This is a genomic window from Alteromonas antoniana (genome assembly GCF_019249295.1).
Lineage (GTDB): Bacteria > Pseudomonadota > Gammaproteobacteria > Enterobacterales > Alteromonadaceae > Alteromonas > Alteromonas antoniana.
Genome location: NZ_JAESDH010000008.1, coordinates 160,755 through 175,066 on the forward strand (window position 1 = coordinate 160,755; position 14,312 = coordinate 175,066).

At 48.8% G+C, this 14,312-nt stretch carries 16 protein-coding genes and 1 tRNA gene; 7 read left to right on the forward strand and 10 right to left on the reverse strand.

What is annotated here, in order from left to right:
- Positions 1 to 3: 3 nt before the first annotated feature.
- The 8 genes from flgG to JKP77_RS09080 form a co-directional block, all read right to left on the reverse strand.
- The gene (flgG, locus tag JKP77_RS09045) at positions 4 to 792 is read right to left on the reverse strand and encodes a flagellar basal-body rod protein FlgG (protein ID WP_218310860.1); all 789 of its coding nucleotides are present in this window, start codon (positions 790 to 792) and stop codon (positions 4 to 6) included.
- 43 nt (positions 793 to 835) lie between these two features.
- Positions 836 to 1,579, reverse strand: coding sequence for a flagellar basal-body rod protein FlgF (gene flgF / locus JKP77_RS09050; RefSeq protein ID WP_218310861.1), 744 nt, complete (start codon positions 1,577 to 1,579; stop codon positions 836 to 838).
- A gap of 287 nt (positions 1,580 to 1,866) precedes the next feature.
- Positions 1,867 to 3,252, reverse strand: coding sequence for a flagellar hook protein FlgE (gene flgE / locus JKP77_RS09055; RefSeq protein ID WP_218310862.1), 1,386 nt, complete (start codon positions 3,250 to 3,252; stop codon positions 1,867 to 1,869).
- 16 nt (positions 3,253 to 3,268) lie between these two features.
- Entirely contained in the window at positions 3,269 to 3,955 is a 687-nt protein-coding gene (gene flgD / locus JKP77_RS09060) for a flagellar hook assembly protein FlgD (protein ID WP_218310863.1), read from the reverse strand.
- 28 nt (positions 3,956 to 3,983) lie between these two features.
- On the reverse strand, positions 3,984 to 4,406 hold the full coding sequence (gene flgC, locus JKP77_RS09065) for a flagellar basal body rod protein FlgC (protein WP_218310864.1): 423 nt from the start codon (positions 4,404 to 4,406) through the stop codon (positions 3,984 to 3,986).
- Between the two features lie 2 nt (positions 4,407 to 4,408).
- Entirely contained in the window at positions 4,409 to 4,813 is a 405-nt protein-coding gene (gene flgB, locus JKP77_RS09070; protein WP_218310865.1) for a flagellar basal body rod protein FlgB, read from the reverse strand.
- A gap of 80 nt (positions 4,814 to 4,893) precedes the next feature.
- Positions 4,894 to 5,727, reverse strand: a complete 834-nt coding sequence (locus JKP77_RS09075; RefSeq protein WP_218310866.1) for a CheR family methyltransferase — start codon at positions 5,725 to 5,727, stop codon at positions 4,894 to 4,896.
- Positions 5,728 to 5,742: 15 nt separating this feature from the next.
- Entirely contained in the window at positions 5,743 to 6,672 is a 930-nt protein-coding gene (locus JKP77_RS09080) for a chemotaxis protein CheV (protein ID WP_218310867.1), read from the reverse strand.
- A gap of 91 nt (positions 6,673 to 6,763) precedes the next feature.
- Between JKP77_RS09080 and flgA the strand changes: the two genes are divergently transcribed.
- The 3 genes from flgA to flgN all read left to right on the forward strand — a co-directional run bounded on the left by flgA (position 6,764) and on the right by flgN (position 8,492).
- The gene (gene flgA, locus JKP77_RS09085) at positions 6,764 to 7,603 is read left to right on the forward strand and encodes a flagellar basal body P-ring formation chaperone FlgA (RefSeq protein ID WP_246601147.1); all 840 of its coding nucleotides are present in this window, start codon (positions 6,764 to 6,766) and stop codon (positions 7,601 to 7,603) included.
- A gap of 117 nt (positions 7,604 to 7,720) precedes the next feature.
- Positions 7,721 to 8,053, forward strand: coding sequence for a flagellar biosynthesis anti-sigma factor FlgM (flgM, locus tag JKP77_RS09090; RefSeq protein ID WP_218310868.1), 333 nt, complete (start codon positions 7,721 to 7,723; stop codon positions 8,051 to 8,053).
- A gap of 7 nt (positions 8,054 to 8,060) precedes the next feature.
- The gene (gene flgN / locus JKP77_RS09095) at positions 8,061 to 8,492 is read left to right on the forward strand and encodes a flagellar export chaperone FlgN (RefSeq protein WP_218310869.1); all 432 of its coding nucleotides are present in this window, start codon (positions 8,061 to 8,063) and stop codon (positions 8,490 to 8,492) included.
- A 228-nt stretch (positions 8,493 to 8,720) separates the two neighbouring features.
- Here the strand turns inward: flgN and JKP77_RS09100 are convergent, their stop codons facing one another.
- A complete protein-coding gene (locus JKP77_RS09100; RefSeq protein ID WP_218310870.1) occupies positions 8,721 to 9,209 on the reverse strand; it encodes an LPP20 family lipoprotein in 489 nt (162 codons plus the stop codon).
- Positions 9,210 to 9,495: 286 nt separating this feature from the next.
- Between JKP77_RS09100 and JKP77_RS09105 the strand changes: the two genes are divergently transcribed.
- The 3 genes from JKP77_RS09105 to JKP77_RS09115 all read left to right on the forward strand — a co-directional run bounded on the left by JKP77_RS09105 (position 9,496) and on the right by JKP77_RS09115 (position 12,136).
- Entirely contained in the window at positions 9,496 to 10,671 is a 1,176-nt protein-coding gene (locus tag JKP77_RS09105; RefSeq protein WP_218310871.1) for a flagellar assembly protein T N-terminal domain-containing protein, read from the forward strand.
- A gap of 154 nt (positions 10,672 to 10,825) precedes the next feature.
- A tRNA-Arg gene (locus JKP77_RS09110) sits at positions 10,826 to 10,901 on the forward strand.
- A 428-nt stretch (positions 10,902 to 11,329) separates the two neighbouring features.
- A complete protein-coding gene (locus JKP77_RS09115) occupies positions 11,330 to 12,136 on the forward strand; it encodes a polyphosphate kinase 2 family protein (RefSeq protein ID WP_338024855.1) in 807 nt (268 codons plus the stop codon).
- Between the two features lie 40 nt (positions 12,137 to 12,176).
- Here the strand turns inward: JKP77_RS09115 and JKP77_RS09120 are convergent, their stop codons facing one another.
- The gene (locus JKP77_RS09120; protein WP_218310873.1) at positions 12,177 to 13,256 is read right to left on the reverse strand and encodes a transporter substrate-binding domain-containing protein; all 1,080 of its coding nucleotides are present in this window, start codon (positions 13,254 to 13,256) and stop codon (positions 12,177 to 12,179) included.
- A gap of 184 nt (positions 13,257 to 13,440) precedes the next feature.
- Here JKP77_RS09120 and smrA point away from each other — a divergent pair, with 184 nt between their 5' ends.
- Positions 13,441 to 14,031, forward strand: coding sequence for a DNA endonuclease SmrA (gene smrA, locus JKP77_RS09125; RefSeq protein WP_218310874.1), 591 nt, complete (start codon positions 13,441 to 13,443; stop codon positions 14,029 to 14,031).
- The last annotated feature ends 281 nt before the right edge of the window (positions 14,032 to 14,312 follow it).

Consider the following 14,312-nt stretch of genomic DNA (forward strand, 5'->3'; position numbering starts at 1 on the left):
CCATTAAAGCTGCTGAATCACCTGACCAAGCATCTGGTCCACCGATGAAATCACCTTGGAGTTCATCTCATATAAGCGCTGGCTTTCAATCAGATTCACCAGCTCTTCGGTAACGTTAACGTTTGAGGTTTCCAGGGTACCCTGCGCGATGGTGCCTAAGCCCTGAAGGCCCGGAATACCCTGAATTGGCGCGCCACTGACAGCGGTTTCGACAAACAGATTCTGCCCTGTTGGCTGCAAGCCTGTCGGGTTGATAAAGTCGGAAATGTTAATCTGACCCAGTACCTGAGGTTCAGCCTGTCCACGCACGGTGGCAGACACTTCGCCATCCTGTGAGATAGTAATTTGCTGGGCATCCTCAGGGATCGCGATTTCCGGCTGCAGTAAGAAGCCGGCTCCCGGTGTCACTATCTGGCCCTGATCATTCAGCGTAAACTGACCATTGCGGGTATAGGCGATAGTGCCGTCCGGCTGCAGTATTTCAAAGTAACCACGGCCCTGAATAGACATATCCAGCGCATTTTCAGTGGTTAACATGTTGCCCTGAGTATGGGCTTTTTGCGTTGCTACAACTTTAGAGCCCGACCCCAGCATCAGTCCCGATGGTAACTCGGTGTCTGCAGACGAACGGCCACCTGGCTGATTAATATTCTGGTACAGCAAATCTTCAAACACCGCGCGGTCTTTTTTGAAGCCCACGGTTGAGGCGTTAGCCAGGTTGTTCGATACCACAGACACATCGGTTTGTGCCGCGTCCAGACCGGTTTTACTTATCCACAATGCAGGATGCATAGTTACCTCCTAAGGTCGCTTCTCGCGCCTTATGTATTACTCATTAAATTATGCGAAGCAGCATATTGCCGCGGGTATCAAGCTCTTGTGCCTGTTTCATCATCTTCACCTGCATTTCGTAATGACGTTGCAGGCTTATCATATTGACCATTTCATCGACGGCATTCACGTTAGAACCTTCCAGCATGCCTGAGCCAATCTGCACGGTCACATCCTGCTGGGCCTGAGTGCCGTCTTTCATTCTGAAGAGACCATCATTGCCACGTTCCATGTCACGGTAATCCGGTTTGACCAACCCAAGGCGCCCGACTTCTTCTGAGACATTCTCCGGGGCGCCTACCGGGCGAACCGATATCGTGCCGTCACTGGCAAAACTGAGATTATCCAATGGAACCGGTAAAAAGATGGGCCCGTTATCGCCCATCACCATATTTCCATGCATATCCGTCAACATTCCGTCAGGGCCCAGCTGAAAACTCCCGTCACGGGAATACGCTTCCTGACCATTGGCGTCCTGAACAGTAAACCAACCATCGCCCTGTATCGCGACATCCAGTTCACGACCTGTCTGGATCATCGGACCGGATTCATAGTTATTTGTCGGGCTCTCGGTCATAGAGAACACGCGGCTAGGCAAGCCTTCACCATATACCGGCATTGCCCGGGCCTGCTCCAGTTGTGCTTTGAACCCGGTAGTCTGCGCATTTGCCAGATTATTCGCCCGCAACCCGGTGCCTAATAAATCTTGTTTAGCGCCGCTTGCAGCAATGTAGAGAAAATTATCCATGACTGACTTTTGACGGTTATGTGAATGATTACTATAAGTACTGCAAAGGCAGTGCCAAGGTTAAAATGGCTCACATAGTCAGGGGAAGGTGGCTGCCAGAACTTGCAGCAGGCGCATGAAATTAAAGCGTTTTTATCGTAAACACAGTAAGAGAAGAAAATCGATATAACAACAAAATATCACTGTTGCAGACGCCCGAAGGCGGCAAGGCGGCAATGTTTGTCACCCCAGAAATGCGGCAATAAAAAGGACCGCAACGGCGGTCCTTACATTCTCAGGATAACCGATTATCGAATATTCAGGATTGTCTGGTTAAGCTGGTTATTCACTTCCAATGCACGTGAGTTCGCCTGGAAGTTACGCTGTGCGATGATCATATCGATAAGCTCGGTGGTCAGGTTAACGTTCGCCTGCTCCAGTGCTGATGAATTGATTTCACCAAACGTACCGGTCGTCGCTTCACCCGCTAGCGCTTCGCCGGAAAGAATACTTTCTTTCCACTGCGTACTGCTTTCCTGAGTCAGGCCCTGCTCGTTAGAGAAGCGAACCAGCGCCACCCGAACGATGGGCTCTGATGTACCGTTAGAGAACGTCGCTCGTACCAGACCATCCGGCCCGATATCGATGCCTGTCAGACGTCCTACCGGTAAACCATCCTGCTCTAATGAAGTCACTTCAAAGGCAGAGGCAAACTGTGTAGGTTCGTTTGGTGTGGCGCTGGCCGGGTCAAGGTTAAAGTCTATGCTAATCTGCTGCGAAGGATCTGAACCATTCGCCAGAATAGAGGCACCTAACGCTTCTGTAGAAATTTTAAAGTCAGGCGTAGAGATACCATCAGCCGATTCAATTCCAATGAAGTCACCGCCCTGGCTAAACTGCAGTTTTGCTGCGGTAACGCTATTACCGGTACTTGTGCCCATGGTATGGACTGCAGTAGTAGGGTCAGAATTCGAACCGTCAGAGTTGGTCATATCCACTAGCTGGTCGTCAACAGCGGTGGCAACGTACCATTCATTATCTACCGTTGCTGCATTATCTTTTATAAAGTAATACGTCATAACGTGGCTGTCGCCCAGTGAATCGTAAACGGTGACTGATGTTGCCGCGTTATAGGTAAGCGGATCTTCCGGATCAAACGCTGCAGGATCCAGGCCCGTGTCACCCGCAGGCAAGTTCATACGAATATCAACTTCAGAGGTCTGCTGAGGAGAGCCCGACGAGTCAGGAATACGCACCGGCACAGTCGTACTTAACGCAACTGACGCACTGGTACCGTCGGTGTTAACCGGGAAGCCCAACAAGTTGTCGCCGTTACTATTGACTACGAAGTTGTCACTATCCAGTTTAAACTGACCTGCACGGGTAAAAGAGAAGTCACGTGACGTGATTTCAGGTACCGTCGCGAAAAAGCCATTACCGGTAATCGCCAAATCCAGTGCCGTATTGGTAAACTGCAGGCTACCCTGGGTAAACTGCTGAGCGACTTCCTGGGTTAAGACACCGTCTCCTACCTTGGTTTTACCGCCAGCCAGAAGCGAAGCGGCATAAACGTCGCCAAACTCTGCACGGGATTCTTTAAAGCCTACCGTATTGACGTTGGCGATGTTGTTCGCCGTGGTATCCAAATCTTTTTGTGCGGCAGATACGCCACTCAGTGCAATATTAAAAGACATAACTTACTTTCTCCTGCTAACTGCCGATCTGGATGACGTCATCGAGACTGATACTGACATCACCATCCAAATTCAAAATAACACCCTGACCACTTCCGGCCAGACTCACACTACCAACGTGACGATTTACGGCGGTGGCAATTTGTGTCCCCTCACCATTGACTTCACCCGTAGCGCTAATCACATAATCACCGGGCGGCATAGCATTGCCGCGTGCGTCAGTACCATCCCAGTTAAACTGAATGTTGCCTGCCGCCTGGGTGCCGGCATCGATGGTTTTTACCACTTCGCCATACTGGTTTTGTATCGTAATTTTCATGTTTTGTGCGGTTTCTTCATTCACCACGACACCAGAAAATCCAGCACCTTCTGACGCCATATGCCCGACATTGCCCTCTACCAGCACATTCTGACCAATCAGGCTGGAGGCCTGTAGGGCCTGATTCGACGTCATAGACGCGGCAAATGAATCAAACTTCTGATTAAGCTGGGAGATACCGTCGGCCATCGTGAAGGACGTCATCTGCGCAACCATTTGATCGTTGTCTACTGGCTTGGTGGGGTCCTGATTGGACAACTGCTCAGTCAGCATCGAGAAAAAATCTTCCTGACTGAGCTTTTGCTCTGAACCATCGGCGACCTTTACCTTCTCTTCCTGCCAGTAGAGGTCAGTTTTCAGGCCATTGTTCGTTATGCTATCCACGTTTCTTTCCTCATATCGCTAAGGCGGATTACTGACCCTGACCAAGTTGCAGGACACGACGGAAAATACGCTTCGTGGTATCTGCTACCTGTACATTCGTTTCGTAAGCTTTCGATGCTGACATCATATTTGCCATTTCTTCAACGATGTTGACGTTGGGCTTGTAAATGTAGCCATTTTCATCAGCCATCGGATTGTTCGGCGCGTACTCCACCTGCAGTGGTGCATCACTCTCAACTATCCCTTTCACCTGCACCCCAGTCCCTTTGGACTGGTATTCATTCGCCCGCTGCATCTCTGCGGCAAATACGGGGTGACGTGCTTTATAAGTCTCTTCGTAACTACTGCTGATACTGTTCGCATTAGCAATATTACTGGCCGTGGTATTCAACCGGACGTTTTCTGCCTCCATCCCCGTACTGGAAATGGCCATTACATCAAATAAACTCATTCTTATTGCCCTCCACCGGAGCCAAGTGCTTTCTTCATGCCTTTGATCTTTCCGTTGAGAAATTCAAGGCTGGCCTGATAGCGCAGTCCGTTATCCAGGAAACGGTTCCGCTCTGCCTGAACTTCTACGGTATTACCGTCACCGGTATCCGGTTGCGTTGGTACGCGATATTCCAGGAAGCTATTGGATGCCATTGAGCCGGAAATATGGTTCTCGTGAGTTTTCACCAGGTCCTGGCGCTGACTGGCACGCGCAGACTGCATCGCTTTGTTAAAATCAATGTCTCTGGCCTTATAGCCTGGCGTGTTTGCGTTTGCCAGGTTACCCGAGATCACTTCCATTCTGTCAGTGCGAAGACTTAACGCCTTTTGATGAAAGCCAACAAGTTTGTCGAGATTAATTGCCATGATAAAAACTCCTCATTCAGTACCAGCTTTGCAAAGGTGATGCCAACAAGAACCAAAGAGGAGCTTTTAAGAAGGTAAGATTATGATTTTCTTTGGTAGTAAAGGCCTGGGTGGCACTTCACCATACTGAATAAATCGCTGGCGCTACTGATGGATTCCGACGCGCCGAGGAAAAGGATGCCGCTGGGCTGCAGTTGAGCGGCAATTTGTTGCAGTATCTTTTGTTTTATCTCCGGCGCAAAGTAAATCAGTACATTACGACAGAATACGATATCGAAACGGCCCAGCCCGGTGTAGGTGTGCAGCAGGTTCAGACTACGAAATGACACCATTCGACGTACTTCCGGCTTCACCTGCATCATGCCGCTGGCATGAACGTCAAAATATTGTTGCCGCCTTTCTGCTGACAAGCCCCGTGCAAGTGATAACTCGTCATACAGCCCTTGCTCGCACTTTGCTAACATGGCCGATGACAAATCGGTGGCAACGATTTCCACCCCTGCCCGCAGTGCGCCGGGGTTACGTCGCTGATACTCAAGACACGACATGGCAATTGAGTAAGGCTCCTGCCCGGACGAGCAAGCGGCACTCCAGACTCGAAGCCTGCGGTTTTTTGCGGCAAATTCGGGCAGCAGTTGGCGTATCAGTAAATCAAACGGATAGCCATCCCGAAACCACAACGTCTCGTTTGTCGTCATGGCATCGACTACGCTTTGTAGCAGATCACGGCGATGCCCCCTGACGGTGGTATCGATCAACGTATCAATATCGTCAAAATCATATTGATAGAGCAGCGAAGACAACCGGCTCCTGACCAGGTACTGCTTATTTTCTCCCAGTACAATGCCACATTGCTGTTCCAGGAAACGACCGAAAGCACGATAATTTTCGGCCGACACTTCTTTATTTTTCAATCCAATGAAACTCCGCTAGTCGTCTTTTTTGACCAGCCATTTCTGAACGGCTGTTGCCAGCTCATCCGGGTGAAATTTCGCAATAAAGTCATCTGCGCCAACTTTCTGAACCATCGCCTGGTTGAAAACCCCACTTAACGAGGTATGTAGCACCACGTGCAGCTTCTGCAGCTCTGGCGTATTTTTGATTTCCGCAGTTAAGGTGTACCCATCCATTTCAGGCATTTCTATGTCTGAAACCAGTACGCCCACGCGGTTTGTGACATCACCATATTCCTCAGCGATCTGTTTAAGACGTTTGAGCGCTTCAAGGCCATTTTTTGCCAGCTCAATTTCCAGCCCTAGCGAGGTAAGGGCTTTTTTCACCTGATTCCTCGCCACCGCTGAATCATCGGCAATAAAGATAATTTTATCTTCATTACCTTCCGTCGTCAGGCCCGCAGCGACTTCTGCGCTGACATCTGCATTAAGCGGCGAAATTTCATTGAGTATTTTTTCCACATCAAGGATCTCAATGAGCTCGTTTTCCACTTCGGTGACTGCTGTTAAGTAACTGGCGCGCCCTGTCCCTTGTGGGGGAGGCATAATAGAGTCCCAGTTGGTGTTGATGATGCGCTCTACGGCGCCTACCAAAAACCCCTGTACTGAGCGATTGTATTCGGCTATCACGATAAATGCGGTCGAAAGATCCTCAATTCTACGGCCACCAGTGGCCATACTCAGATCAATAACAGAAATGGTTTGCCCGCGGATGTGGGCGACCCCTCTTACCAGCTTATTCAACTTAGGCATAGAGGTAAGAGGCGGACACTGCAGTACTTCTCTTACTTTAAATACGTTAATGCCGAAGCGTTGACGGCCATTCAAACGAAACAGCAATAGCTCAAGCCGGTTCTGTCCGACTAACTGTGTTCGCTGGTTTACGGAATCAAGAATTCCCGACATACGTCACCTCTAAAATTATGGGCACGATCATTGCGTTTGTACCTTAACAACATGCTGATTACTAAACATCGCCAAAAAAGTGACGCTTTGCATGCGCGCGCTTTCAAGCAATGTAGCAGGCCGTTTGGAGCAGCGCAAAACCTCATTGCCTGACTGTGCTTTAGTAATCATAGACAAAATGACACCAACTGAACACGAAAAAGTGGATATGAAAAAAGTTAATTGCCAATTATTGACCCGAAATATCATCGGATCCGCAGCAATACTCTTGCTAACCGCTTTTACAGCGCAAGCGGCGAGTGCCGGAAAAAGCCAGCATCAGAAAGTGCAGGATGGTGCAAAAGCCTATTTGATGTCAGAGCTCGGATCGGACAATGCCGACACCAAAGTCAATGTGGAGATCGTTGATATTGATGAGCGCATTGCCATTCCTGCCTGCCCGGAAGGTTTCAGTTACAATGCCGACCAGGCTTCTCTTAGCCAGTCTTATATTTCCGTTCGCGTCAGCTGCCGGAACAATGACTGGTATTTATTCACCAGTGCGCACGTGAACCGTACGCGTCAGGTTATTGTTACCTCAGGCATGATTAGTCCGGGTACCGTGCTGACTTCAGAAAATCTGCAGGCGGCCGATATCGATGTAAACCGACTTCGCCACACCGCCTATACTGATATAGATGCGCTAGTCGGTGCCAGAATGAAACGTCGAGTTCGTGACGGTCAGCCGGTGCAGTCAAACATGCTATGCTTTGTTTGTAAGGGCGACCGTATTACAATAAGCGCTAACTTGTCTGGTATGCAGGTGAAAACGGCGGGTATTGCTAAGCAGGATGGTGTTGTGGGAGACACGATCCAGGTAGTGAATGCAAACTCACAGAAAGCCGTCATCGCCGAAGTGGCCAGTGCGCAGGAAGTGGTCGTCAGCCTTTGATATTCGGGCATCGTTACGACAAACGCTGTTCTTTAGACAGAGATGAAAATTTGCTAAAGAAACACACATGCCTGCCGATATACTAACTGAGGTGTAAAAAGGTAGTGGAATTTCTTTATGGCAATTAATAATGTGAATAACAATAACGGGGTCCCGAAGACACCGTTAGACAATAAGGTTAATCAGCAAACGCAAAATCAGGCAGCTCAGCAACAGGTTGCAGCTAAGAGCGCAACAACTGCTGCGCCTCGTCAGGATTCTGTGTCGTTAACTCAGTCTGCACAACAGCTGAATCAAGTGCAGAAAAAAGGCACTGAAGCGCCGGTTAACCAGGAAAAAGTTGATAAACTGAAGAAAGCCATCCAGAGTGGTGAGTATCAGGTTAACCCAGAAGTGCTGGCGAAAAAGATAGCGCGACTGGAATCTGAAATTTTCGGCATCAAATCTTAGGTAATTTATGACGCAATCTCTGCAATCACTCGTCGAACAACAAGTGGAACAATTGAGTCAGCTTTCATCGCTGCTCGAGCAGGAATTGCATTTGATAAGTACCCGTGATGCTGAGTCGTTGATGTCTCTGCTCAAAGAGAAAGAGTTAACGTTAGAAGCCATTGGTGAGACAGACAACCGCATCGACCCGCTTTACCGGGACGCGAAACAGAACGATGCGCTGACCGATGACGTTGAACAGGGTATTGATAAGGCTAAAGTACTGTTAGAAGACTGTCAGTACCGAACTGAAATCAATCAAAAAGCCGTGGAACAGGGCCAGCTACGCTTGACGCACCTCAGAAACCTTATGCTGGAAGTCCGCGCAAAAGAATCTCTCACTTACGACAAAAGTGGCAAGCCAAAAGGTACCGGTCTCGGACCCGGCGTCAGCGCCTGAAGAAATCCATTCTAAAAAAAAGCGCCAGACGGCGCTTTTTTTGTATATCAAACCCAAAGACAACGACTAGAGCCTGTTTATCTTTGTTCAGTATTTATGTTGGATGCTAAAACGCCCTAATACAAAGCAGAAGCAGCGTGGTTTGGCAATCCAAATAAGCGGCTGATAACGCAGTAGTAGGGCGTTTTAGCTCCAACCCTGTGGGCAGTGGCCAAAGATTAACAGGCTCTAGTAATAACGCACTTCTTTTATTCGTCTTGGTTTCGCAGTGGTTAAATAGATGTCATAGACGCGCTGCATATCCAGTTCAAGTTCAGTGGCGTAAGTGTCCTCACCTACAGCATACGTTTTGACTACTTTTGCGCCACGAATAACGCCCTCAACGGATGCCTCCAGACGGGTATTGTTTACCACAAGATTGGCAAGCGTTTCGTTTCCTTCGATTCGTTGTCCATACACCTGCTCAGTAAGCTCACGGTATGCGTCAAGCTTTGACGCTCTCATCGCCATAAGTGAGCGCACGCTATCAGTATCGCCTCTCTGGCTTTCTATTGGCGCATAACCCACTGCCGTCAACACCGGATAGGACTCCGGCTCTACCGTTTCCCATTCAACATGCTTGTCTACCAGAGAACTGCAACCCGTTAAAGCTACTGAAGTGACAATCGCTCCAGACATAACTGAAAGACGAATAAGTTTTACTATTTTTACGATCATAACTGTTCGCTCACCTGCTGGTGTTTCGCCACCCTAAATACCGTTTTTTTAGTCATAGTGCCAACTCGCTTAGCAATAACTGGATAGCAATATTTGTGCCCGCCATATTTCTATTTTGTCGACATGCAATTTGGGAATACTTTGTGCAAGTAAAATCGTATTGAAATGAAAGCGGCTCTGTCGCAGTGGCGGCGAAGCGCTGACACGGTGCCCGCAAACAACCTACAGCAGACGTTAGCTGTCGATGTGCGGATAACGTTTTAATGATCAGAATCGGTATCTCATAATGAGTGATGTGCTTTATAAAATCTCAACCGTATGGCGACAACTCGCCCTATTATGCCTGTTGATGCTGCCGGCGTGGCAAGCCTCTGCCGCATGGTTCGAGGCAAAAGGTCAGGCTGTAGTGGTTAACGGTGATAAAGCCATGGCCCGCCAGAAAGCCACACAAGAAGCACTTAAACAGGCGATGTTGTTTTCAGGCGCGTCAGTAAAGAGCGTTCAGACGCTGACTAACGGACTATTAAGCAATGATGAGCTGCAAATACGCGCCTCGGGAGAAGTGTCTCAGGTAGAGCTTATTAACGAAACCTGGCACGACAACTATGTAACGGTAAGCGTACGCGCCGATATATTCCCGCAAACAAATCAATGTAATACGCATGACTATCGCCGCACCTTATCTACCAGTTACTACCCTATCCTGCACCGTCAGCAGGCCCAGGACGGACAATTACAATCGCTGTCTGAGGTACTGGCAGTCAGGCTGCAGCGCCAGTTTACGCATTTTTCTGATGCGGTGTCACTGCAGCACATTGCCCCTTATACTGCGCACTGGAACGATGATGCTGTACTTGGTCAGGCGCCGGTTTTAGCCCGCCAGAGTAAAACCCAATATGTACTGACAGGGATCATCACTGATCTCAGCGTATATCGACCACAGCATTCTTCTCTGGCGTTCTGGAAAGATGATTCTGCCTACCGTCAATTTGGCTTCACCATGCGGCTGGTCGATGGTATGAACGGCGGTGTACTGCTGGAAAAACAATACGATTTGGAAGCGGGGTGGGACTTTGACCGCTTTGCTCAGGTGGACGTCACTGCAGGCCGTTTCTGGCAATCACAATATGGCAGTGCGCTGGACAATACACTTGAGGATATCGTGCGCGATGTTGAAGAAGCGGTATCCTGTCAGCCACTAACAGGGCGCGTTATTCAGGTTGCAGGAGACCGTGTCCAGGTGTCGCTGGGCCGTGACCACGGCATCAGCGTAGGTGATGAACTGTTTCTATATCAGACACGACAAATTCAGGATGCTTTCGGACAGAGCTTTATTCAGTACAATATTTATCCGGGTAAAGTCAAAGTGGTAAGTGCTTACGCCGATACCGCAACGGTTGAGGCTGCGGATGGTGTCGTTCTGGCGAATATCCAACCGAATGACTTTGTAGCTAAGCGCTGATTACTTGTCTGACCCATATAACCGAAAAGCCTGTGCCCGGATTTAACGGGCAAGCCACTCTTATGACTTCATTCTCACTCACACGGTGACTGTCTGGAAAAATGAAAGCGCTGGGGACTTTCCCTTTGCTGTCAGCTAGTTATAATAGCGCCGTGTCCCCATAGTTTAACTGGATAAAACAAGAGCCTCCTAAGCTTTAGATCTGCGTTCAAGTCGCGGTGGGGACGCCAGGCTCCGATTTTCGCGTAAACGAATTTGGGACCCGCCATCATCTGCATGTCCTGAGCACGCCCTTATTACATTCGCCTTTACCGTTACCCGGCCATAATATCTGCTGAACACGTTTATCACCAAGCTGACAGAGCCGGTTACTACCTTCCTTTTCGTCAACCGTACACCTTGTCACTGCGCGCATCGCTCTTGTTCGCGGTGAATAAAAAGGCGCAATACATTCATTTCTTACCTCAACCAGAGTTCACTTTCTCTCCCCATCTCCCCTATCTTTTAACTGTATCTGTCGTTTTACGGTGCTGACAACATGAGAAAATGGGCAGGAACTGTCTGGCGTTGTATATTTTAAAGAACGGCATACCGTAATCAGGGGGCGCATATCAACCATTTGCCAACACCAGTCACCTTACGTGACAGCGGTCTCAGTGTGAAATCACACGGCGCATTTGGCTATATTGAAGACAAAGCGCATTACAAAGCCCAGCTCAAGAAGTGGCAAAGAAAGCTGCTGCATGTACAGCAGGCGTATTATCATCAGAAACGACGCGCTGTGATTGTATTTGAGGGCTGGGATGCTGCAGGCAAAGGCGGTGCAATACGCCGCCTCACAAGCAAGCTGGATCCGCGAGGGTTTACGGTGTATCCCATCGCCGCGCCGGGCGAAGAGGAAAACGGGCGTCATTATCTATACCGCTTTTATACCAAACTACCCGTTCCCGGCACGATGACAATTTTTGACCGCTCTTATTATGGCCGGGTACTCGTCGAACGCGTTGAGGGGCTAGCAAGCCCAACTCAGTGGCAACGTGCGTATCAGGAAATCAATGAATTTGAACGACTGCTTTGCGACGATGGCGTGCGCATTGTAAAACTTTTCCTGCACATTTCGGAAAAAGAGCAATTGAAACGGTTTGAGGAGCGTCTGCATAACCCGCATAAGCGCTGGAAACTGACTGAAGAGGACGTAAGAAACCGTGGAAAGCGGAAAGACTATGAGCAGGCTATTGATGCCATGTTTTCAAAAACAGATACAGTACAGGCGCCCTGGCACCTGATCCCCGCCGAACATAAATGGTTTGCCAGGGTTGAGGTACTAAAAACGCTGGTGTCAGCGCTGCGTGAAGGGGTCGACATTTCACCACCCCCTATCGATAAAAAGCTTGTCACGTTAGCAGAGGAGAAGCTGGGAATTACTGTTCCCAGCTCATCTAAGCAAGTCTCCGGTGATAGCTGAGTAACGCTACCGTGTTGTGTAAGTCATGTTCTCAGCAAAGTTACTGCTGACCAAGGTAGGACTCTACGGTATCCTCCCAGCTATCTTCCTCTATCACTTCCAGCAAAGTGGTGTTTAAACGCTCTCGCTGCGTACTTTTCTCAGGTAACGCAATGGCATAATCCTGACGCTCAATCACATCAGGCAAAATTTGTATGGTGTCTGACTCCGCCTGATTTACCAGGTATTGCAGAATGGGTTTGTCGTATACCAGCGCATCAAGTTTGCCATTTTCCAGCGCGGCAATCCCGTCAGTCAGGCTGTTTACTTTTCGGTATCCGATATCCCGGGAACTCAGGAACAGAGCACTGGCTGAATTTTCCAGCGTCCCGACCCGCACATCCGGAAGGTCGTTAACCCCCTCAACAGATGAGCTTAGCTGGCTGACCGTAAGGCTGGTAGCAATAGCAGCCGTAAAGCTACTGATAATGATAATTGCCGCGAACATCCAGACAAATCCGATTATCCGTCCACCGAGCGTAGTGGGTGCCTTATCGCCATAGCCAACCGTTGTCATCGTCACAGCGGCCCACCAGAAACTTGCTCCAAGCCCCTGTGAAGTCGAGCCCCCGAACATCTCAGCGTTTTTCTTTCGTTCGAACAACCAAAGCAGAGCGCCTACCCCAAGTAATAGTAAGCACAGTCCTGACAATGCGGCAAAAAACTCCCAGGAGAAGAAACCGGATATTGCTGCCATAAGTCGATCCTCTTCCAGCGGCACAGCGATGGCGAGTCCGGTTGTATAGTAGGGGTGAGTGAAGTCGATTTCTTTTTCACGTTGCGCATTCACTGTTAGTGCGGCGACGGAGGCATTCAACTGCCCGTTATTCAGTCCCTCAAGTAAGCCTGCTAACGACGCTTCTTTGAACTGGTACTCAATACCTTCTTTTTCGGCAATCCGCTTCCACAGATCGATACTGATCCCTTCAAACTCACCCCGCTCATTCTTAATCACAAACGGCGGTGCCACTTTTGTTCCAACAGTCCAGACATCGTCCTGTGTCGCTGTATCAGACTGCGCTGTCGTCTGAAATGAGACACATAGCAACAGCAAGCTAATAAGATATTGAATCGGCTTCATGTTTTTTCTCTTTTTTTGTACGTACACATTCAACGTAACACGGAACCAATTGGATTTCTAAATTCCCCCCGCCTTCTCTGAACTGAACAAATCCGGTTTCACTACGTACCTGATAACACAACACAGCGTTGACTTTGTTTCCCTGCTTTCACACAATTCGCCTATAGCATGTCAGAGGTATTGTATGTCTACATCAAACCAAGCAGATGATCTTCAGTCTTTTATGGAAGAGATGGGTGATGTTAAACCACTCGCGAAAAATGACACCATCAACCTGCATGACCCCAAAGCACGGATCGCGGATAAGCAAAAGCGTGCAAAACTTCATCTTGCGACTCAGAAAAGTACCTTTAATCCACTGACACTGGAGAATGTAACGCCTGTGAAACCTGATGACTTTCTCAGCTTCCAGCAGGCAGGGATCCAGGACGGCGTATTTAAAAATTTGCGCCTGGGCAAATATGACATTGAACAACGCATTTCACTAAAGGGATTAACACTTAAAGAAGCCAGCCAACACCTTTATGAGAGCCTTGGCCGCTGTCATGAAAAAGGGTGCCGCGCAGTGCTTATTCAGCATGGTCGCGGTGAGCAGAGTCAGCCTTTCCCGGCATTGAAGAAAAGTTACGTTAACCACTGGCTATCAGAGCTTGAAGAGGTGATTGCGTTTCACTCCGCACAGCCTGCTCACGGTGGCTTGGGTGCCACCTATGCCCTTCTCAAGAAGCATCCGGAACAGAAACTCATTAATCGTGAAAAAAACCGCAGAGGGTAAAGCCTCGATATAATAGCTGCGTGACCAGTTCGAAAAATTATAATCAACCTCTGAGGCAACGGCTTTCGTAAAAAAGCTGCCCTAATCGCTGAACGATTTTATGAAAAGTCGCGTAAACAGGAAAACGCAGAGTCGCAACCCGGGATGGGTTGGCCGTTGAGCCACTATTTAAGACAATGGAAAAACTGAAAATAACGCTAAGCTGCGCTATTTGTGGTTTATTCAGAACGCAACAAATCCTGCCATAAGCTGACAAGGTAGATAGCTGGCGGTATATCAGC

Excerpts from the sequence above, each read along its gene's own strand:
- flgG (WP_218310860.1), bottom strand. The coding sequence starts at position 792 with ATGCATCCTGCATTGTGGATAAGTAAAACCGGTCTGGACGCGGCACAA.
- flgF (WP_218310861.1), bottom strand. The coding sequence starts at position 1,579 with ATGGATAATTTTCTCTACATTGCTGCAAGCGGCGCTAAACAAGATTTA.
- flgE (WP_218310862.1), bottom strand. The coding sequence starts at position 3,252 with ATGTCTTTTAATATTGCACTGAGTGGCGTATCTGCCGCACAAAAAGAT.
- flgC (WP_218310864.1), bottom strand. The coding sequence starts at position 4,406 with ATGAGTTTATTTGATGTAATGGCCATTTCCAGTACGGGGATGGAGGCA.
- flgB (WP_218310865.1), bottom strand. The coding sequence starts at position 4,813 with ATGGCAATTAATCTCGACAAACTTGTTGGCTTTCATCAAAAGGCGTTA.
- JKP77_RS09080 (WP_218310867.1), bottom strand. The coding sequence starts at position 6,672 with ATGTCGGGAATTCTTGATTCCGTAAACCAGCGAACACAGTTAGTCGGA.
- flgA (WP_246601147.1), top strand. The coding sequence starts at position 6,764 with ATGCGCGCGCTTTCAAGCAATGTAGCAGGCCGTTTGGAGCAGCGCAAA.
- flgM (WP_218310868.1), top strand. The coding sequence starts at position 7,721 with ATGGCAATTAATAATGTGAATAACAATAACGGGGTCCCGAAGACACCG.
- flgN (WP_218310869.1), top strand. The coding sequence starts at position 8,061 with ATGACGCAATCTCTGCAATCACTCGTCGAACAACAAGTGGAACAATTG.
- JKP77_RS09100 (WP_218310870.1), bottom strand. The coding sequence starts at position 9,209 with ATGATCGTAAAAATAGTAAAACTTATTCGTCTTTCAGTTATGTCTGGA.
- JKP77_RS09105 (WP_218310871.1), top strand. The coding sequence starts at position 9,496 with ATGAGTGATGTGCTTTATAAAATCTCAACCGTATGGCGACAACTCGCC.
- JKP77_RS09120 (WP_218310873.1), bottom strand. The coding sequence starts at position 13,256 with ATGAAGCCGATTCAATATCTTATTAGCTTGCTGTTGCTATGTGTCTCA.
- smrA (WP_218310874.1), top strand. The coding sequence starts at position 13,441 with ATGTCTACATCAAACCAAGCAGATGATCTTCAGTCTTTTATGGAAGAG.